Here is an 18,200-nt window from a genome sequence, read left to right as displayed (position 1 = left end):
TTCGGGGCGCGAGGAAACAACACGGACCTGTTTCGGTGCGCTTCTCCAGCCATTTTGTACAACGCGGCACGCTACACTTGCCGTAGTACAAGGCTTTGCCAATAATAGGCCCAGGAATTGCTAGGTCTATTGGTTCTATTTCTTGTGCCTTCGCATATTTTGCGCTGGTCGTCAACATCGCCCGCAGCGGTTTCAGGCGCTTCTGTAAGTAGTTGTCGCTTTGAAGAAATATCGACTACCGGGCTGTCGCTAAAATGCCACTCACTCGCTCGTGGTCTGCGACCTTGGTCGAACCCTGCGCGGCTCGCGTTGTACCCATTCGCATATCGGGCAGCCGTTACCTGCCTTGTATTGCCCCGTACCGATGGAGTTACCTGATGAAGAAGCTCGCACTGCTTGGCGCCCTGGCGCTATCCGTATTTTCCCTGGTGTCGCAGGCCGATGAAAAACCGCTGAAAATCGGCATTGAAGCCGCCTACCCACCCTTCGCCTTCAAGCAGCCCGATGGCAGCATCGCCGGTTTCGACTACGACATCGGCAACGCCCTGTGCGAAGAGATGAAAGCCAAGTGCACCTGGGTCGAGCAGGAGTTCGACGGCCTGATCCCGGCGCTGAAAGTGCGCAAGATCGACGCCATCCTGTCGTCCATGTCGATCACCGAGGACCGCAAGAAGTCGGTCGACTTCACCAAGCGTTACTACCTCACGCCGGCGCGCCTGGTGATGAAGGAAGGCACCACGGTCAGCGACAGCCTGGATGAGCTGAAAGGCAAGAAGATCGGCGTGCAGCGTGGCTCGATTCATGACCGCTTCGCCAAGGAAGTGCTGGGCGCCAAAGGTGCCACCGTGGTGCCTTACGGCACTCAGAACGAAATCTACCTGGATGTGGCCGCCGGCCGCCTGGACGGCACCGTGGCCGACGCCACCCTGCTGGAAGACGGCTTCCTCAAGACCGACGCGGGTAAAGGCTTCGCCTTCGTAGGCCCGTCCTTCACCGACGCCAAGTACTTCGGTGACGGTATCGGTATTGCTGTGCGCAAAGGTGACAAGGCCAACGTCGACCGCATCAACGCGGCCATCGATGCCATCCGTGCCAACGGCAAGTACAAAGAAATCGAGAAGAAGTACTTCAACTTCGACATCTACGGTCCAGACTCGAACTAAGACGTCGGGTTTCACCTTTGCAATGGTGCAAACAGCAGAGGCTCTGAGGTTTGCACCATTTTTCATTCTTTAGGTCGAGGACCTCATCATGTTGAAAGGCTACGGGGCAGTCATCCTCGACGGGGCGTGGCTGACGCTTCAGCTCGCCCTGTCGTCGATGGCCCTGGCCATCGTGCTCGGCCTGATCGGTGTGGCGCTGCGCTTGTCGCCGGTGCGCTGGCTGGCCTGGCTGGGCGACCTGTATTCCACGGTGATCCGTGGTATTCCGGACCTGGTCCTGATCCTGCTGATCTTCTACGGCGGGCAAGACATCATCAACCGCGTGGCACCGCTGCTCGGCTACGAAGACTACATTGACCTGAACCCGTTGATTGCCGGTATCGGTACCCTGGGCTTCATCTTTGGCGCCTACCTGTCGGAAACCTTCCGCGGTGCCTTCCTGGGTATACCCAAGGGCCAGGCCGAGGCGGGCGTGGCGTATGGCATGAGCCCGCGCCAGGTGTTCTTCCGCATCCAGGTGCCGCAAATGATTCGCCTGGCGATCCCGGGCTTCACCAACAACTGGCTGGTACTCACCAAGGCCACTGCACTGATCTCGGTCGTCGGCCTGCAGGACATGATGTTCAAGGCCAAGCAGGCGGCCGATGCCACCCGCGAGCCTTTCACCTTCTTCCTGGCGGTGGCGGCACTGTACCTGGTGCTGACCAGCGTCTCGCTGCTGGCCCTGAAGTATCTGGAGCGCCGCTACTCGGTGGGCGTCAAGGTGGCTGAACTATGATCTTCGACTACAACGTCGTCTGGGAGGCATTGCCGATGTACTTCGGCGGCCTGCTGACCACCCTCAAGCTGTTGGCGATTTCGCTGTTCTTCGGGCTGCTGGCGGCCATCCCGCTGGGCCTGATGCGCGTGTCGAAACAGCCGGCGATCAACCTGGCTGCGTGGCTGTACACCTACGTGATCCGCGGCACACCCATGCTGGTGCAGCTGTTCCTGATCTACTACGGCCTGGCGCAGTTCGAAGCGGTGCGCGAGAGCTTCCTCTGGCCGCTGCTGTCCAGCGCCACCTTCTGCGCGTGTCTGGCGTTCGGCATCAACACCAGCGCCTACACCGCCGAAATCATTGCCGGCAGCCTCAAGGCCACGCCCCATGGCGAGATCGAGGCGGCCAAGGCCATGGGCATGTCGCGCATGAAAATGTACCGGCGCATCCTGCTGCCCTCGGCCCTGCGCCGGGCGCTGCCGCAATACAGCAACGAAGTGATCATGATGCTGCAAACCACCAGCCTGGCGTCGATCGTCACCCTGATCGACATCACCGGTGCCGCGCGCACGGTCAATGCCCAGTATTACCTGCCTTTCGAGGCCTACATCACGGCGGGCGTGTTCTACCTGTGCCTGACCTTCATCCTGGTGCGCCTTTTCAAGATGGCCGAACGCCGCTGGCTCGGCTACCTGGCGCCGCGCAAGCACTGACCGCTCTGTGAGAATCGACAGCATGTACAAACTCGAAGTCCAAGACCTGCACAAGCGCTACGGCAGCCACGAAGTGCTCAAGGGCGTGTCGCTGGCGGCCAAGGCCGGCGACGTCATCAGCATCATCGGCTCCAGTGGTTCGGGCAAGTCGACCTTTCTGCGCTGCATCAACCTGCTGGAGCAGCCGCACGCGGGCAAGATCCTGCTCAACAACGAAGAGCTCAAGCTGGTGGCCGGCAAGGACGGCGCGCTGAAGGCTGCCGACCCGCGTCAGTTGCAGCGCATGCGCTCGCGCCTGTCGATGGTGTTCCAGCACTTCAACCTGTGGTCGCACATGACCGCACTGGAAAACATCATCGAAGCGCCGGTGCATGTGTTGGGTGTGAACAAGAAGGAGGCGCTGGAGAAGGCCGAGCATTACCTGGCCAAGGTCGGTGTTGCCCACCGCAAGGACGCCTTCCCCGGGCATATGTCGGGTGGCGAGCAACAGCGTGTGGCAATTGCCCGCGCGCTGGCCATGGAGCCGGAGGTTATGCTGTTCGACGAGCCGACCTCGGCACTGGACCCTGAACTGGTGGGCGATGTACTCAAGGTGATGCAGGCGCTGGCCCAGGAAGGCCGCACCATGGTGGTGGTGACCCACGAAATGGGCTTTGCCCGTGAGGTGTCCAACCAGTTGGTGTTCCTGCACAAAGGCCTGGTGGAAGAAACCGGCTGCCCGCGTGAAGTGCTGGCCAATCCGCAGTCGGAGCGCCTGAAGCAGTTCCTCTCCGGCAGCCTGAAGTAAAAGCTGCATTTTTGCACCAGAATAGGGCATGCTGCGCGGCGAGCGCAGCCTGACCCGGCGCACAGACTCGAACGACCTCAGGTTTCGGACCGTACCCTATGACCACCCAGCGAATCGGTTTTCTCATCTGGCCCAGCACCAGGCCCTTGACCCTGGCGCTGGCCGAGGAAGTGTTGCTGGTGGCGCAGCGGGTACACCCGGATGTGGTCTACGAAATGGCCTTCCTGCAGGCGGAGCCGGCGCAAGAGGGTGGCTGGCGCCTGCCGGGCGAACCGTGGACTGGCCGCTTGGAGGGGTGCCACAAGCTGTTTCTGGTTGCTGACGAGCCGCCTGCGGCAGTAGGGGCAGCCTTGTCGGCTGCTCTCAAGCAGCAGGCGCGCAGCGGCTGCATGGTCGGTGGCCTGTCAGCCGGTGTTTATCCTCTGGCGATGCTGGGCTTGCTCGACGGTTATCGTGCTGCCGTGCACTGGCGCTGGCAGGATGATTTTGCCGAGCGCTTCCCCAAGGTCATTGCCACCAGTCACCTGTTCGACTGGGACCGCGACCGCCTGACGGCCTGTGGCGGCATGGCTGTAACCGACCTGCTACTGGCCGTGCTGGCCCGCGATCATGGGGCGGAGCTGGCGGGCGCTGTTTCGGAAGAGTTGGTGGTAGAGCGCATCCGCGAGGGTGGTGAGCGCCAGCGCATTCCGCTGCAGAATCGCCTGGGCTCCAGCCACCCCAAGCTGACCCAGGCGGTGCTGTTGATGGAGGCCAACATCGAAGAGCCGCTGACCACCGATGAGATTGCCCAGCATGTGTGCGTGTCACGCCGGCAGCTGGAGCGCATCTTCAAGCAGTATCTGAACCGCGTGCCGAGCCAGTATTATCTGGAGCTGCGGCTGAACAAGGCGCGGCAGATGCTGATGCAGACCAGCAAGTCGATCATCCAGATCGGGCTGTCCTGTGGTTTCTCCTCGGGGCCGCATTTTTCCAGCGCCTACCGCAACTTCTTTGGCGCGACGCCACGGGAAGACCGTAACCAGCGGCGTAGCAGCAGCCCGTTCGAATTGAGCTCAGCGCCGGCCGAAAAGGGCTGATATTTGGGTGGGTTCGGGTGTATGCCTTGGGTTTGATGATGGTGCTGAAATCGAGCGCCGCGCGGGCGGCGCTCGATCTTCCAGGCACTACCCTAATATAGACATACACCCACACCCACTCAATCCCTTGTGAACACCCGTTCACCCAGCCCCCTCTCTCCCGTACACTGCGCGATTGCGACAGTGTTTGTCGCATTGCCGAAAACCTTGTCAAAACTGGGTTTTGCGCTGTAACAAGTTGTCGCTTGGCCGCAAGGACAGGCGCGGATCAGTCCTTACAATCCCCCCATCGCTCGCCACTTCCAGGCCAGCGTTCCTCTTCAGGAGACTCAGATGTCCGTTGAGCAAGCCCCGGTGCAACGTGCCGATTTCGACCAGGTCATGGTCCCCAACTATTCTCCGGCGGCCTTCATTCCTGTGCGAGGCGAGGGTTCCCGCGTCTGGGACCAGTCGGGTCGCGAGCTGATCGACTTTGCCGGTGGCATCGCGGTAAACGCCCTGGGCCATTGCCACCCGGCGCTGGTCAAGGCCCTGACCGAGCAGGCCAATACCCTCTGGCACGTATCCAACGTGTTCACCAACGAGCCGGCCCTGCGCCTGGCCCACAAACTGGTGGATGCTACCTTTGCCGACCGGGCGTTCTTCTGCAACTCCGGCGCCGAATCCAACGAGGCTGCTTTCAAGCTGGCCCGTCGTGTTGCGCATGACCGCTTCGGCCCGGAAAAACACGAAATCATCGCCACCGTGAACAGCTTCCACGGCCGCACTTTGTTTACCGTCAGCGTCGGTGGCCAGCCGAAGTACTCCGATGGCTTCGGCCCGAAGATCACCGGCATCAGCCACGTGCCCTACAACGACCTGGACGCGCTGAAGGCACAGATTTCCGACAAGACCTGCGCCGTGGTGATCGAGCCGATCCAGGGCGAGAGCGGCGTGGTGCCGGCCGACAAGGCCTACCTGGAAGGCGCGCGCAAGCTGTGCGACGAGCACAACGCCCTGCTGATCTTCGACGAAGTGCAAACCGGCGTGGGCCGTACCGGTTCGCTGTATGCCTACCAGCACTACGGCGTGACGCCAGACATCCTGACCAGCGCCAAGAGCCTGGGCGGCGGCTTCCCGATCGGCGCCATGCTGACCACCACCGAGCTGGCCAAACACCTGGCTGTCGGCACCCACGGCACCACCTATGGCGGCAACCCGCTGGGCTGCGCCGTTGCCTGTGCCGTGCTGGATGTGGTCAACACCCCGGAAACCCTGGCCGGCATCAAGGCCAAGCATGAGCGCTTCAAGACCCGTCTGGAGCAGATTGGCCAGAAGTACAACCTGTTCAGCCAGGTACGTGGCGTTGGCCTGCTGCTGGGCTGCGTGCTGACCGAAGCCTGGCAAGGCAAGGCCAAGGACGTACTCAACGCGGCCGAAAAAGAAGGCGTGATGGTGCTGCAGGCCGGCCCGGACGTGGTTCGCTTTGCGCCAAGCCTGGTGGTTGAAGACGCCGACATCGATGAAGGCCTGGACCGCTTCGAGCGCGCCGTGGCCACGCTGACCAAAGGCTGATCCGCCTGCGGCCACTTCGCCGGCCCCAGCCATGGCTGAGCCGGGCCGGCGATACCCGATTCCAGTGCAGGTGCCTGTGCACCTGCCGTTTTTCCGTGCCGCCGTAAGCGGCCCGTATTCCAAAGGAGTGACACCATGCTGGTGATGCGCCCCGCGCAAATGGCTGATCTGAACGAAGTGCAGCGCATGGCTGCAGACAGCCCCATTGGTGTCACCTCGCTGCCGGACGACGCTGCTCGCCTGGGCGACAAGATCGCCGCTTCCGAGACTTCCTTCGCCGCCGAGGTCAGCTTCAACGGTGAAGAAAGCTACTTCTTCGTGCTCGAAGACAGCGAAACCGGCAAGCTGGCCGGCTGCTCGGCCATTGTGGCGTCGGCGGGCTACTCCGAGCCGTTTTACAGCTTTCGCAACGAGACCTTCGTGCATGCCTCGCGCGAGCTGAAGATTCACAACAAGATTCACGTGCTGTCGCTGTGTCACGACCTGACCGGCAACAGCCTGCTGACCAGCTTCTATGTATTGCCAGAGCTGGTGAACAGTGGCTGGGCCGAGCTCAATTCTCGCGGTCGCCTGCTGTTCATGGCCGCGCACCCGGAGCGTTTCGCCGACTCGGTCGTGACCGAAATCGTCGGTTTCAGCGACGAGCAGGGCGAATCGCCTTTCTGGGATGCCATCGGCCGCAATTTCTTTGACCTCAACTATGCCGACGCCGAGCGCCTGTGTGGCCTTAAAAGCCGCACCTTCCTCGCCGAACTGATGCCGCACTACCCGATCTATGTGCCGCTGCTGCCTGATGAAGCGCAGGAAGCCATGGGCCAGGTGCACCCGCGCGCGCAGATCACCTTCGACATCCTCATGCGCGAAGGCTTCGAGACCGAGCACTACATCGACATCTTCGACGGCGGCCCGACCCTGCATGCGCGTACCTCGGGCATTCGCTCGATCGCTCAGAGCCGGGTCGTGCCGGTGAAAATCGAAGAAGCGCCAGCCAAGGGCGGGCGCCCGTACCTGGTCTGCAACGGCCAGCTCCAGGACTACCGCGCAGTGCTGCTGGACCTCGACTGGGTACCCGGCAAACCGGTAAGCCTGAGCGTGGCGGCAGCCGATGCACTGGGTGTGGGCGAGGGCGCCAGCGTGCGCCTGGTGGCGGTGTGAGGTCTGGTGACAGACGTTTCGGGATTGATGCGTTAGCAGCGTTTCGCGCCGGCCGATGCCGTCGCACAAGGAGATAGCATGATCGTTCGTCCTGTACGCAGCAGCGATTTGCCTGCGTTGATCGAATTGGCACGCAGCACCGGTACCACCGGGCTGACCACGCTGCCGGCCAACGAAGAGCGCCTGGGGCATCGCGTTGGCTGGGCGGAAAAAAGCTTCCGTGGCGAGGCCGAGCGTGGCGACACCGACTACCTGTTCGTGCTGGAAAACGACGAAGGCCTGGTGGTGGGCATCAGTGCCATTGCCGGTGCCGTCGGCCTGCGCGAGCCCTGGTACAACTACCGGGTCGGCCTGACCGTCAGTGCCTCGCAGGAGCTGAAGATCTACCGCGAAATCCCCACCCTGTTCCTGGCCAACGACCTGACCGGCAACTCCGAGCTGTGCTCGCTGTTCCTGCGCAGCGACTACCGCTCCGGGCTGAATGGCCGCCTGCTGTCACGCGCGCGCATGCTGTTCATTGCCGAGTTCCCCGAGCTGTTCGGCAAGAAGATCATTGCCGAAATGCGCGGCATGTCGGACGAGCAGGGGCGTTCGCCGTTCTGGGAAAGCCTGGGCCGGCACTTCTTCAGGATGGAGTTCAGCCAGGCTGACTACCTCACTGGCGTGGGCAACAAGTCGTTCATCGCCGAGCTGATGCCCAAGTTCCCGCTGTACACCTGCTTCCTGTCCGAGGCGGCGCGCAATGTGATCGGCCGTGTGCACAAGGACACCGAGCCGGCGCTGGCCATGCTCAAGCAGGAAGGCTTCAACTACCAGGGCTACGTCGACATCTTCGATGCTGGCCCGGCCATCGAATGCGACACCGCCAAGATCCGCGCCGTGCGCGAGAGCCAGAACCTGGTGCTGGCGGTCGGTACGCCGGGCGATGACGCCACCCCTTACATCATCCACAACCGCAAGCGCGACGACTGCCGCATTACCGCGGCACCCGCGCGGCTGGCCGCCGGTACTCTGGTGGTCGACCCGTTGACCGCCAAGCGTCTGCGCATGGGTGCCGGCGACAATGTGCGCGCGGTGCCGCTGTCGGCTAGCCGGGAGGCCCAGTAAATGACCACGCATTTCATCGCAGGCAATTGGCAGGCCGGCCAGGGTGAAGCCCTGCAGTCGTTGAATCCGGTGACCCAAGCCGTGATCTGGCAAGGGCAGGGCGCCGATGCCAGCCAGGTGGACGCTGCCGTGCAGGCCGCGCGCCAGGCTTTCCCGGCCTGGGCGCAATTGAGCCTGGAAGCGCGCATCGATGTGCTGGAGAAGTTCGCGGCGCAGTTGAAAGCGCACGCCGAAGCCATGGCTCACTGCATCGGCGAGGAAACCGGCAAGCCGCTGTGGGAATCGGCAACCGAAGTCACCAGCATGATCAACAAGGTGGCGATTTCGGTACAAAGCTACCGCGAGCGCACCGGCGAAAAGAGTGGCCCGCTGGCCGATGCCACGGCGGTGTTGCGGCACAAGCCCCACGGCGTGGTGGCAGTCTTCGGCCCTTACAACTTTCCCGGTCACTTGCCTAACGGCCACATTGTGCCGGCGTTGTTGGCAGGCAATTGCGTGGTGTTCAAGCCCAGTGAGCTGACCCCCAAGGTGGCCGAGCTGACCGTCAATTGCTGGATCGCCGCTGGCTTGCCGGCGGGTGTCCTGAACCTGGTGCAGGGCGCACGCGAAACCGGTGTGGCACTGGCGGCGAACCCGGGTATAGATGGTTTGTTCTTCACCGGTTCCAGCCGCACCGGGAACCTGCTGCACCAGCAGTTCGCCGGCCGCCCGGACAAGATCCTGGCCCTGGAAATGGGGGGCAACAACCCGCTGGTGGTGGACGAGGTCAAGGACATCGACGCGGCGGTGTACACCATTATCCAGTCGGCGTTTATTTCTGCCGGCCAGCGCTGCACCTGTGCCCGGCGCCTGCTGGTGCCGCAAGGTGCCTGGGGTGATGCACTGATCGCGCGCCTGGTCGAGGTATGCAAAACCATTACGGTAGGTGCGTTCGATGAGCAACCGGCGCCGTTCATGGGCTCGGTGATCTCGCTGCAAGCGGCGCAGGCGCTGATGGTGGCCCAGGCCGAGCTGGTTGCCAAAGGTGGCGTGAAGCTGCTGGAAATGACCCAGCCGCAGGCCGATGCCGCGCTGCTGACCCCGGGCATCGTCGATGTCACTGGCGTGGCCGGGCGACCGGACGAAGAATTCTTCGGCCCACTGCTGCAAGTCATCCGTTATGCCGACTTCGATGCGGCCATCGATGAAGCCAACAACACCCAGTACGGCCTGGCCGCCGGGTTGTTGTCCGACTCCCGCGCCCGCTACCAGTACTTCTGGCTGCGCAGCCGTGCCGGCATCGTCAACTGGAACAAGCAACTGACCGGTGCCGCGAGCAGCGCGCCGTTCGGTGGTGTGGGGGCCAGTGGCAACCACCGCGCCAGTGCCTATTACGCGGCTGACTATTGCGCTTACCCCGTGGCTTCGCTGGAGACCGCCAGCCTTGCCTTGCCGGCGACGTTGACGCCGGGCGTCACCCTATAACAACAGGTCACGGAGCCTAGCCGATGAAATCCTATGAAGTGAATTTTGATGGCCTGGTGGGGCCTACCCACAACTATGGCGGCCTGTCCTACGGCAACGTGGCTTCGCAAAGCAACAGCCAGCAGGGTTCCAACCCGCGTGAAGCCGCGCGCCAAGGCCTGGCGAAAATGAAGGCGCTGGCCGACCTGGGCTTCAAGCAGGGCGTGCTGGCGCCGCAGGAGCGCCCGGATGTGGCTGCCCTGCGCCGCCTGGGCTTCAGCGGCAGCGATGCCGAAGTGATCCAGCGTGCGGCTAACGAAGCGATGCCGCTGCTGGTGGCCAGTTGCTCGGCGTCGAGCATGTGGGTGGCCAACGCGGCCACGGTCAGCCCCAGTGCCGACACCGCAGATGGCCGCGTGCATTTCACCGCTGCCAACCTGAACTGCAAGTACCACCGCAGCATCGAGCACCCGACCACCAGCCGCGTGCTGCGCGCCATGTTCAACAACGAGAAACACTTTGCCCACCACGCAGCATTGCCTGCCGTGGCACAGTTCGGTGACGAGGGCGCGGCCAACCACACGCGCTTCTGCCGTGCCTATGGCGAGGCGGGCGTGGAGTTCTTCGTTTACGGCCGCAGTGCCTTCGACAGCCGCTACCCGGCGCCGCAGAAGTACCCGGCCCGGCAAACCCTGGAGGCCTCGCAGGCCGTGGCCCGGCTGCATGGGCTGAGTGATGATGGTGTGGTCTACGCTCAACAGAACCCTGCGGTGATCGACCAGGGCGTGTTCCACAACGATGTGATTTCGGTGGGCAACGGCGAGGTGCTGTTTTACCACGAGGACGCCTTCCTGGAGACCGACACGGTGCTTGGCCAGCTGCGAGCTAAACTGGCCAGCAAGGGTGGCAACTTCCAGGCTATCTGTGTGCCACGGGCGGCGGTGACGGTTGAGGATGCGGTGCGTTCCTACCTGTTCAATAGCCAGCTGCTCAGCCGCGACGACGGCTCCATGCTGCTGGTGGTGCCGGAAGAGTGCCGCAACAACGAGCGGGTCTGGGCCTACCTGGGCCAGCTGACCAGTCAGGGCGGCCCGGTGAAGGAGGTCAAGGTGTTCGACCTCAAGCAGAGCATGCAGAACGGTGGTGGCCCGGCTTGCCTGCGTTTGCGTGTGGCGTTGAAGGAATCGGAACTGGCAGCGGTCAACCAAGGCGTTATCATGACCGCCCCGCTGTACGACACCTTGGTGGGGTGGGTCGACAAGCATTATCGCGATCGCTTGAGCGACGCGGACCTGGCTGACCCGCAACTCCTGGTGGAATGCCGTACGGCACTGGACGAATTGACCCAGATCCTGAAGTTGGGTTCGGTGTACCCGTTCCAACGACAACCTTGAAGAGAGACTTTGCAATGACCGACGCCCTGCGCCTGATCCTCGAAGATGAAGACGGCACCCAGCTGGAAACCTCCTGCACCCGTTTTGCCGTGGTCTGGCAAGGCAAGGAAGTGTGGATTCAGCAGGACGGCCGTGGCCAGCTGCTGATCGGTGTGGATGTCGAGGAAGACGATACCGAGTATGCCAACCTGCTGCTGCGCCCGATGGCCACCAATCTGGTCAGCCTGCAGCTGGAAATGGAGCCGGCCGAGGTTGGCGAAGACGACGATCACGTCCATGGCCCCGACTGCGGCCACCACCACTAAGGAAGCCCCTATGCTCGCCCTTGGCAAATTGCTTGAGCTGACCCTCACCGATCACGAACCGGCCGAGAAGACCCAAGTGACACCCAAGGGCGCGCGTTTGCGCTGGCTGGGGGAGGGCGCGCTGGAAGTGCGCCCTGCCGAGAACGAGGACTGCGGGCTGGACTTGCTGTTGTCCGCCGGCATCCATGGCAACGAAACGGCGCCGATCGAATTGCTCGAGCGGCTGCTGCACGGCGTGGCCAATGGCAAGATCAAGCCCAAGGCACGGTTACTGTTCCTGTTCGGCAACCCGGCGGCCATCCGCAAGGGCGAGCGCTTCATCGAGCAGGACATCAACCGGCTGTTCAACGGCCGCCATGAGCTTTCCAGTGGTTTCGAGGCATTGCGTGCCGCCGAACTGGAACAGTTCGCCCGGGTGTTCTTCAGCAAGCCGGGGCGCAGCCGCCTGCATTACGACCTGCATACCGCCATTCGCGGTTCGAAGATCGAGCAATTCGCCTTGTACCCTTATAAAGAGGGGCGCAAGCATTCCCGTCGTGAGTTGGCGCGCCTGGCGGCAGCGGGTATGGAGGCGGTGCTGCTGCAGAGCAAATCCTCCATCACCTTCAGTGCGTTCACCTATGAACAGCTTGATGCTGAAGCCTTTACCCTGGAGCTCGGCAAGGCTCGCCCGTTCGGCCAGAACGAGCAAGTCAACCTCGACAAGCTGGAAGAGCGGCTGGTGCGCATCATCGAGGCGACCGAGCCAGAGGGCGAGGGTTCGCTGGATGGCCTGCAACTGTTTAGCGTGTCTCGCGAGATCATCAAGCACAGCGACAGCTTCCACCTGCACCTGCCCGCGGACATCGAGAATTTCTCCGAGCTGAGCAAGGGTTACCTGCTGGCCGAAGACCTGGCCGAGACGCGCTGGGTGGTCGAGGAGGAGGGGGCGCGTATCATCTTCCCGAACCCGAAGGTGAAGAATGGGCTTCGGGCCGGGATTCTCATCGTACCGGATTCTGGCGCGCGCCTGTCCTGACGCTGCTCAGTCTGGAAATGCCACTTCCCCGGTCGGATCACCGGCACTGAGATCGACAAGAGCACTGTACAGTACCGTGAACAGTGCAGTGACGGCGTCCTCTCCATGGGTATAGGGGTCGTACAGTATGGTGGTGATGGCTGTAGCCCCCTCTACACCTGTCCTGGGGTCCCAGCCCTGGCCATGCACAGCATTATTCCCGGCATACAGCTGCATCAGGATCAACCGCTCACCTTGTGGGTCGCCTTTGCGAGCAGATTGCAGTAGCTCTCTCAGCGCGGGCTGCCCAGCCAGCAGGGCAAGTTGCGCGAGCACGCGAAACTGGAACTGTGGCGTTCCGTAGATCGAAAGGTTGGGTATTTGTGTGTCGATCAGGGTTTTGTTCTGAGTCGCTTCGGTGTCCAGGCGTAGCGAGCCGCTAAAGTGCGCGTCAATACCGGTTGGCAGCTGCTTGCCTGCAAACTGCAGTACCAGTTCTTGCTGGTCCGAGCTTGGCTCGATCAGGTAGGGTTGGCCGGCAATCTCGATGCGAATGCAGCGGACTTCGCTCACCCGGATGTTGTCGGTTTTGGACCAGATGACGATCTCATCACGGCTGGCCACTGGTTCGAAGTCATTCTTCGCGTCTGTGAGTCGCCGTTGAATCTCTACCTCTGCGGTCTCAAGCAACGGGTAAATGTCCTGATCCTGCCGATAGGCCGTCGTGCCTTCGTTCAGCTCGACATTGCATTGGCCGCTGCACGCTGTGCTACGGCCATTGAGGAGCACACTTGGGGTCGGGTTGGTCATGATGTATCTCCTGAGGTGGGAGAACAGTGTGCCGAGAGCGCTGCGAGGCAGTTGGTACATAATTGACGCACGGTTCATCCCTTGCGCCTGGCGCCCTGATACCTGCCGATCAGCGCCTGGTCGTTGTCGTCGGGCGAATGACATCGACATTAAGCGCATTTCATGCTCCGATTGACGGTTTATATCGTATAAACACACTACACCCAGGCATCAGGCTGGATATAATGGCGCCCTTTGCCGTCGTTTCGTCACCCCGACGCCGCCGTATCCGTGGAAGAACCTATGAAAAGCGCAGAAATCCGTGAAGCCTTCCTTCGCTTCTTCGAAGAGCAGGGCCATACCCGAGTCGCCTCCAGTTCGCTGATTCCGAACAACGACCCGACCCTGCTGTTCACCAATGCCGGCATGAACCAGTTCAAGGACTGCTTCCTCGGCGCGGAGAAGCGTGCTTACACCCGTGCCGTCAGCAGCCAGAAGTGCGTGCGTGCCGGTGGCAAGCACAACGACCTGGAAAACGTCGGTTACACCGCGCGTCACCATACCTTCTTCGAAATGCTGGGCAACTTCAGCTTCGGTGACTATTTCAAGCGCGATGCCATCACCTTCGCCTGGACCTTCCTGACCTCGGACAAATGGCTGAACCTGCCCAAGGAAAAGCTCTGGGTCACCGTTTACGCCACTGACGACGAAGCCTACGACATCTGGACCAAGGAAGTCGGCGTGCCGGAAGAGCGCATGGTGCGCATCGGTGACAACAAAGGCGCCCCGTACGCCTCCGACAACTTCTGGACCATGGGTGACACCGGCCCGTGCGGCCCGTGCACCGAGATCTTCTACGACCACGGCGCAGACATCTGGGGCGGCCCACCCGGCTCGCCAGAAGAAGACGGCGACCGTTACATCGAGATCTGGAACAACGTTTTCATGCAGTTCAACCGCACCGCCGACGGCGTGCTGCACCCGCTGCCAGCGCCGTCGGTAGACACCGGCATGGGCCTGGAGCGTGTCAGCGCCGTGCTGCAGCACGTGCACTCGAACTACGAGATCGACCTGTTCCAGAACCTGCTGGCGGCGGCTGCCAAGGCCATCGGTTGCAGCAACGACGGCCAGGCCTCGCTGAAAGTGGTGGCCGACCATATCCGTTCGTGCGGTTTCCTGATCGCTGACGGCGTGCTGCCGTCCAACGAAGGCCGTGGCTATGTGCTGCGCCGCATCATTCGCCGCGCCTGCCGCCACGGCAACAAGCTGGGCGCCAAGGGCAGCTTCTTCTACCAGATCGTCGCCGCACTGGCCGCCGAAATGGGCGAGGCCTTCCCAGAGCTGAAAAGCCAGCAGGCGCACATCGAGCGTGTGCTCAAGGCCGAGGAAGAGCAGTTTGCCAAGACCCTGGAGCAGGGCCTGCGCATTCTCGAGCAAGACCTGGCCCAGCTCAAAGGCGACGTGGTACCGGGTGACGTGGTGTTCAAGCTGTACGACACCTACGGCTTCCCGATGGACCTGACCGCCGACATCGCCCGTGAGCGCGAGCTGACCATCGACGAAGCCGGCTTCGAGCGCGAAATGGACGCACAGCGTGAGCGCGCCCGTTCCGCCAGCGCCTTCGGCATGGACTACAACAGCCTGGTCAAGGTCGACAGCGCCACCGAGTTCCTCGGCTACGACGCCACTGAAGGCCAGGGCAAGATCATCGCCTTGTACAAGGACGGCCAGTCCGTCGACCAATTGGGTGAAGGCGAGCAGGGCGTGGTCGTGCTCGACCGTACGCCGTTCTACGCCGAATCCGGTGGCCAGGTGGGTGACACCGGCTTCCTGCAGGCTGGCGCTGCGCGCTTCGACGTGCGCGACACCACCAAGACCGGTGGTGCCTTCCTGCACCACGGCGTGGTCGCCAGCGGTGCGCTGGTAATCGGCTCGCCGGTGGAGGCCAAGGTCGATGCCGACGTGCAGCACGCCACCTCGCTGAACCACTCCGCCACCCACCTGCTGCACGAAGCGCTGCGCCAGGTACTGGGCGAGCACGTACAGCAGAAGGGCTCGCTGGTCGACAGCCAGCGCCTGCGTTTCGACTTCAGCCACTTCGAGGCGGTAAAGCCGGAGCAGATCAAGGCACTGGAAGACATCGTCAACCGCGAAGTGCGCAAGAACACCCCGGTGGAAACCGAGCTGACCGACATCGAAACCGCCAAGGCCAAAGGCGCCATGGCGCTGTTCGGCGAGAAGTACGGCGACACCGTGCGTGTACTGAGCATGGGCGGTGATTTCTCGGTGGAGCTGTGCGGCGGTATCCACGCCAAGCGCACCGGTGACATCAGTCTGTTCAAGATCATCAGCGAAGGCGGCGTGGCCTCTGGCGTACGCCGTATCGAAGCCGTTACCGGCGCAGCAGCGCTGGCCTACCTGAACGCTGCCGAAGAGCAGGTCAAGGAAGCCGCGCAGCTGGTGAAAGGTAACCGCGACAACCTGATCGACAAGCTGTCGGCTGTGCTCGAGCGCAACCGCCAGCTGGAGAAGCAGCTGGAACAGCTGCAGGCCAAGGCCGCCAGCGCCGCCGGGGACGATCTCTCCAACGCGGCCGTTGAGGTCAAGGGCGCCAAGGTGCTTGCTGCCCGCCTGGATGGGCAGGACGGCAAGGCCCTGCTGGCCCTGGTCGATCAGCTGAAGAACAAGCTCGGCCACGCAGTGATCCTGCTGGGCAGCGAGCATGAGGGCAAGGTTGTGCTGGTGGCCGGCGTAACCAAGGACCTCTCCAGCCAACTCAAGGCTGGCGATCTGATGAAGCAAGCCGCTGCGGCGGTGGGTGGCAAGGGCGGTGGCCGTCCGGACATGGCCCAGGGTGGTGGCGTCGATGTCGCTGCACTGGACCAGGCCCTGGCGCTGGCCGTGCCATTCGCAGAGCAGGGACTTTGAGATGAAGGCGCCGGCGGTCTAGTCGCCGGCCTCTTCATGTTGGATTGTTTTTTGGGGCCCTGTATGGGCTGAGGCACCATTGAAATGGCGTTGATCGTACAGAAATTTGGCGGCACCTCTGTCGGTTCCATCGAGCGGATCGAGCAGGTAGCCGAAAAGGTCAAGAAACACCGTGAAGCGGGCGACGACCTAGTGGTTGTATTGTCGGCCATGAGCGGTGAAACCAATCGCCTGATCGACCTGGCCAAGCAGATCACCGATCAGCCGGTTCCGCGTGAACTGGACGTGATCGTGTCGACCGGTGAGCAGGTCACCATTGCCCTGCTGACCATGGCCTTGATCAAGCGTGGTGTGCCAGCGGTGTCCTACACCGGCAACCAGGTGCGCATCCTTACCGACAGCGCGCACAACAAGGCGCGCATCCTGCAGATCGACGACCAGAAGATTCGCGCCGACCTCAAGGAAGGCCGCGTGGTCGTGGTGGCAGGCTTCCAGGGTGTGGACGAGCACGGCAGCATCACCACCCTGGGCCGTGGCGGCTCCGATACGACCGGCGTGGCCCTGGCGGCAGCGCTGAAGGCGGACGAGTGCCAGATCTACACCGACGTCGATGGCGTCTACACCACCGACCCACGCGTCGTGCCGCAGGCCCAGCGCCTGGAGAAGATCACCTTCGAAGAGATGCTGGAAATGGCCAGCCTCGGTTCCAAGGTGCTGCAGATCCGTTCGGTGGAGTTCGCCGGCAAGTACAACGTCCCGCTGCGCGTGCTGCACAGCTTCAAGGAGGGTCCGGGTACCCTCATTACCATTGATGAAGAGGAATCCATGGAACAGCCGATCATTTCCGGTATCGCCTTCAACCGTGATGAAGCCAAGCTGACCATTCGCGGCGTGCCGGACACCCCGGGCGTGGCCTTCAAGATCCTCGGCCCGATCAGCGCTTCGAACATCGAAGTGGACATGATCGTGCAGAACGTTGCCCACGATAACACCACCGACTTCACCTTCACCGTACACCGCAACGAGTACGAGAAGGCGCAAAGCGTGCTGGAAAACACCGCTCGCGAAATCGGTGCCCGTGAAGTGATCGGCGACACCAAGATCGCCAAGGTCTCGATCGTTGGGGTCGGCATGCGTTCGCACGCCGGTGTGGCCAGCCGCATGTTCGAAGCCCTGGCCAAGGAGAGCATCAACATCCAGATGATCTCCACCTCCGAGATCAAGGTCTCGGTAGTGATCGAAGAGAAGTACCTGGAGCTGGCCGTACGCGCGCTGCACACCGCGTTCGAGCTCGACGCTCCTGCCCGACAGGGCGAGTAAGGCGCTGCCTGGAAGGGCGCGGCTGGTGCCGCGCCCTTCGCGTTTCTGCTCGCCACGCAGGCCCTGTCCTGCCCTGTGTGGCGCGTAACCGGGGTCCCGTCGTCGTCCACGACTGGCCCTGATACCCAAGACTGTTACCCCTGAATGTTTTGCGTAAGGAGAAAGCTATGTTGATTCTGACTCGTCGGTGCGCCGAGAGCCTGATCATTGGAGACGGCGAGATCACCGTGACGGTGCTTGGCGTCAAAGGCAACCAGGTGCGTATTGGCGTCAGCGCCCCGAAAGAAGTGGCTGTTCACCGCGAGGAAATCTACCTGCGGATCAAGAAGGAGAAGGATGAAGAGCCAAGCCTTTAATTTTTTTGAAGTTTTTTTCAAAAAAAGGGTTGCAAAGGTGAAAGAGGTTCTTTAATATTCGCCTCGTGTTGCGGTGAGGTGGCCGAGTGGCCGAAGGCGCTCCCCTGCTAAGGGAGTATACCTCATAAGGGTATCGGGGGTTCGAATCCCCCCTTCACCGCCATTATTTGCGTAGGGCGCTGTAAACAGTGAGAACGCTAAGTCGTTGATTTTAAACGAAAACGTTCTTGCAAAAATGTTTCAGCGACCTATAATGCGCGGCAAGACACGGACTCATAGCTCAGCTGGATAGAGTACTCGGCTACGAACCGAGCGGTCGCAGGTTCGAATCCTGCTGAGTCCGCCACTTT

At 62.1% G+C, this 18,200-nt stretch carries 16 protein-coding genes and 2 tRNA genes; 17 read left to right on the top strand and 1 reads right to left on the bottom strand.

Annotated features, from left to right (window positions below; genetic code table 11):
• Nucleotides 1–377 precede the first annotated feature (377 nt).
• The 12 genes from B9A31_RS11525 to astE all read left to right on the top strand — a co-directional run bounded on the left by B9A31_RS11525 (nt 378) and on the right by astE (nt 12,478).
• Complete coding sequence (locus B9A31_RS11525) at nt 378–1,163, top strand: ABC transporter substrate-binding protein (protein WP_019099125.1); 786 nt, start codon at nt 378–380, stop codon at nt 1,161–1,163.
• Nucleotides 1,164–1,251: 88 nt separating this feature from the next.
• Nucleotides 1,252–1,941 carry an ABC transporter permease gene (locus B9A31_RS11520; protein ID WP_003254523.1) on the top strand — a complete coding sequence of 230 codons (690 nt, stop codon included), beginning with the start codon at nt 1,252–1,254 and terminating at the stop codon, nt 1,939–1,941.
• A complete protein-coding gene (locus B9A31_RS11515; RefSeq protein WP_019099126.1) occupies nt 1,938–2,636 on the top strand; it encodes an ABC transporter permease in 699 nt (232 codons plus the stop codon). Before B9A31_RS11520 ends, B9A31_RS11515 begins: the two co-directional genes overlap by 4 nt.
• Nucleotides 2,637–2,658: 22 nt before the next feature.
• A complete protein-coding gene (locus B9A31_RS11510) occupies nt 2,659–3,423 on the top strand; it encodes an ABC transporter ATP-binding protein (RefSeq protein WP_016711851.1) in 765 nt (254 codons plus the stop codon).
• A 98-nt stretch (nt 3,424–3,521) separates the two neighbouring features.
• Nucleotides 3,522–4,502 carry a transcriptional regulator ArgR gene (gene argR / locus B9A31_RS11505; RefSeq protein ID WP_019099127.1) on the top strand — a complete coding sequence of 327 codons (981 nt, stop codon included), beginning with the start codon at nt 3,522–3,524 and terminating at the stop codon, nt 4,500–4,502.
• Nucleotides 4,503–4,835: 333 nt separating this feature from the next.
• Nucleotides 4,836–6,056 carry an aspartate aminotransferase family protein gene (locus B9A31_RS11500; protein ID WP_084296999.1) on the top strand — a complete coding sequence of 407 codons (1,221 nt, stop codon included), beginning with the start codon at nt 4,836–4,838 and terminating at the stop codon, nt 6,054–6,056.
• 135 nt (nt 6,057–6,191) lie between these two features.
• Nucleotides 6,192–7,211, top strand: a complete 1,020-nt coding sequence (aruF, locus tag B9A31_RS11495) for an arginine/ornithine succinyltransferase subunit alpha (protein ID WP_019099129.1) — start codon at nt 6,192–6,194, stop codon at nt 7,209–7,211.
• Between the two features lie 78 nt (nt 7,212–7,289).
• Nucleotides 7,290–8,318, top strand: a complete 1,029-nt coding sequence (gene astA, locus B9A31_RS11490) for an arginine N-succinyltransferase (protein WP_027615316.1) — start codon at nt 7,290–7,292, stop codon at nt 8,316–8,318.
• The gene (gene astD / locus B9A31_RS11485) at nt 8,319–9,782 is read left to right on the top strand and encodes a succinylglutamate-semialdehyde dehydrogenase (RefSeq protein WP_019099131.1); all 1,464 of its coding nucleotides are present in this window, start codon (nt 8,319–8,321) and stop codon (nt 9,780–9,782) included.
• A gap of 23 nt (nt 9,783–9,805) precedes the next feature.
• Entirely contained in the window at nt 9,806–11,155 is a 1,350-nt protein-coding gene (astB, locus tag B9A31_RS11480; protein ID WP_084296998.1) for an N-succinylarginine dihydrolase, read from the top strand.
• Between the two features lie 14 nt (nt 11,156–11,169).
• On the top strand, nt 11,170–11,460 hold the full coding sequence (locus B9A31_RS11475) for a topoisomerase II (protein ID WP_003256592.1): 291 nt from the start codon (nt 11,170–11,172) through the stop codon (nt 11,458–11,460).
• Between the two features lie 10 nt (nt 11,461–11,470).
• Nucleotides 11,471–12,478, top strand: a complete 1,008-nt coding sequence (gene astE, locus B9A31_RS11470; protein WP_025753869.1) for a succinylglutamate desuccinylase — start codon at nt 11,471–11,473, stop codon at nt 12,476–12,478.
• A 6-nt stretch (nt 12,479–12,484) separates the two neighbouring features.
• On the opposite strand, the gene B9A31_RS11465 is transcribed toward astE, so the two are convergent.
• Nucleotides 12,485–13,267: a hypothetical protein gene (locus tag B9A31_RS11465; RefSeq protein WP_027609415.1), complete on the bottom strand. Its 783-nt coding sequence runs from the start codon at nt 13,265–13,267 to the stop codon at nt 12,485–12,487.
• A gap of 282 nt (nt 13,268–13,549) precedes the next feature.
• On the opposite strand from B9A31_RS11465, the gene alaS reads away from it, so the two are divergent.
• The 5 genes from alaS (at nt 13,550) to B9A31_RS11440 (ending at nt 18,196) form a co-directional block, all read left to right on the top strand.
• Nucleotides 13,550–16,174, top strand: a complete 2,625-nt coding sequence (gene alaS, locus B9A31_RS11460; protein ID WP_025753867.1) for an alanine--tRNA ligase — start codon at nt 13,550–13,552, stop codon at nt 16,172–16,174.
• 84 nt (nt 16,175–16,258) lie between these two features.
• Nucleotides 16,259–17,494 (top strand): aspartate kinase, encoded by a 1,236-nt coding sequence (locus B9A31_RS11455; protein WP_019099135.1) that lies wholly within the window; start codon nt 16,259–16,261, stop codon nt 17,492–17,494.
• Between the two features lie 167 nt (nt 17,495–17,661).
• Nucleotides 17,662–17,850, top strand: coding sequence for a carbon storage regulator CsrA (gene csrA / locus B9A31_RS11450; protein WP_003254503.1), 189 nt, complete (start codon nt 17,662–17,664; stop codon nt 17,848–17,850).
• Nucleotides 17,851–17,922: 72 nt separating this feature from the next.
• Nucleotides 17,923–18,013: transfer RNA gene (locus tag B9A31_RS11445), tRNA-Ser, on the top strand.
• Nucleotides 18,014–18,119: 106 nt separating this feature from the next.
• Nucleotides 18,120–18,196: transfer RNA gene (locus B9A31_RS11440), tRNA-Arg, on the top strand.
• Nucleotides 18,197–18,200 lie beyond the last annotated feature (4 nt).

Origin of the sequence: Pseudomonas sp. URIL14HWK12:I5 (genome assembly GCF_900176445.1) — a bacterium.
In the GTDB taxonomy this organism is placed as follows: Bacteria; Pseudomonadota; Gammaproteobacteria; order Pseudomonadales; family Pseudomonadaceae; genus Aquipseudomonas; species Aquipseudomonas monteilii.
Note: the sequence above shows the minus strand (reverse complement) of the source record. Positions and strands in the feature narration are given on the sequence as shown.

Bases quoted from the DNA above. Each gene is read 5' to 3' on its own strand.
- B9A31_RS11465 (WP_027609415.1), bottom strand. From the start codon at position 13,267: ATGACCAACCCGACCCCAAGTGTGCTCCTCAATGGCCGTAGCACAGCG.
- B9A31_RS11500 (WP_084296999.1), top strand. From the start codon at position 4,836: ATGTCCGTTGAGCAAGCCCCGGTGCAACGTGCCGATTTCGACCAGGTC.
- B9A31_RS11455 (WP_019099135.1), top strand. From the start codon at position 16,259: ATGGCGTTGATCGTACAGAAATTTGGCGGCACCTCTGTCGGTTCCATC.
- B9A31_RS11510 (WP_016711851.1), top strand. From the start codon at position 2,659: ATGTACAAACTCGAAGTCCAAGACCTGCACAAGCGCTACGGCAGCCAC.
- astD (WP_019099131.1), top strand. From the start codon at position 8,319: ATGACCACGCATTTCATCGCAGGCAATTGGCAGGCCGGCCAGGGTGAA.
- aruF (WP_019099129.1), top strand. From the start codon at position 6,192: ATGCTGGTGATGCGCCCCGCGCAAATGGCTGATCTGAACGAAGTGCAG.
- astA (WP_027615316.1), top strand. From the start codon at position 7,290: ATGATCGTTCGTCCTGTACGCAGCAGCGATTTGCCTGCGTTGATCGAA.
- B9A31_RS11515 (WP_019099126.1), top strand. From the start codon at position 1,938: ATGATCTTCGACTACAACGTCGTCTGGGAGGCATTGCCGATGTACTTC.
- astE (WP_025753869.1), top strand. From the start codon at position 11,471: ATGCTCGCCCTTGGCAAATTGCTTGAGCTGACCCTCACCGATCACGAA.
- B9A31_RS11520 (WP_003254523.1), top strand. From the start codon at position 1,252: ATGTTGAAAGGCTACGGGGCAGTCATCCTCGACGGGGCGTGGCTGACG.
- csrA (WP_003254503.1), top strand. From the start codon at position 17,662: ATGTTGATTCTGACTCGTCGGTGCGCCGAGAGCCTGATCATTGGAGAC.
- astB (WP_084296998.1), top strand. From the start codon at position 9,806: ATGAAATCCTATGAAGTGAATTTTGATGGCCTGGTGGGGCCTACCCAC.
- alaS (WP_025753867.1), top strand. From the start codon at position 13,550: ATGAAAAGCGCAGAAATCCGTGAAGCCTTCCTTCGCTTCTTCGAAGAG.
- B9A31_RS11475 (WP_003256592.1), top strand. From the start codon at position 11,170: ATGACCGACGCCCTGCGCCTGATCCTCGAAGATGAAGACGGCACCCAG.
- argR (WP_019099127.1), top strand. From the start codon at position 3,522: ATGACCACCCAGCGAATCGGTTTTCTCATCTGGCCCAGCACCAGGCCC.
- B9A31_RS11525 (WP_019099125.1), top strand. From the start codon at position 378: ATGAAGAAGCTCGCACTGCTTGGCGCCCTGGCGCTATCCGTATTTTCC.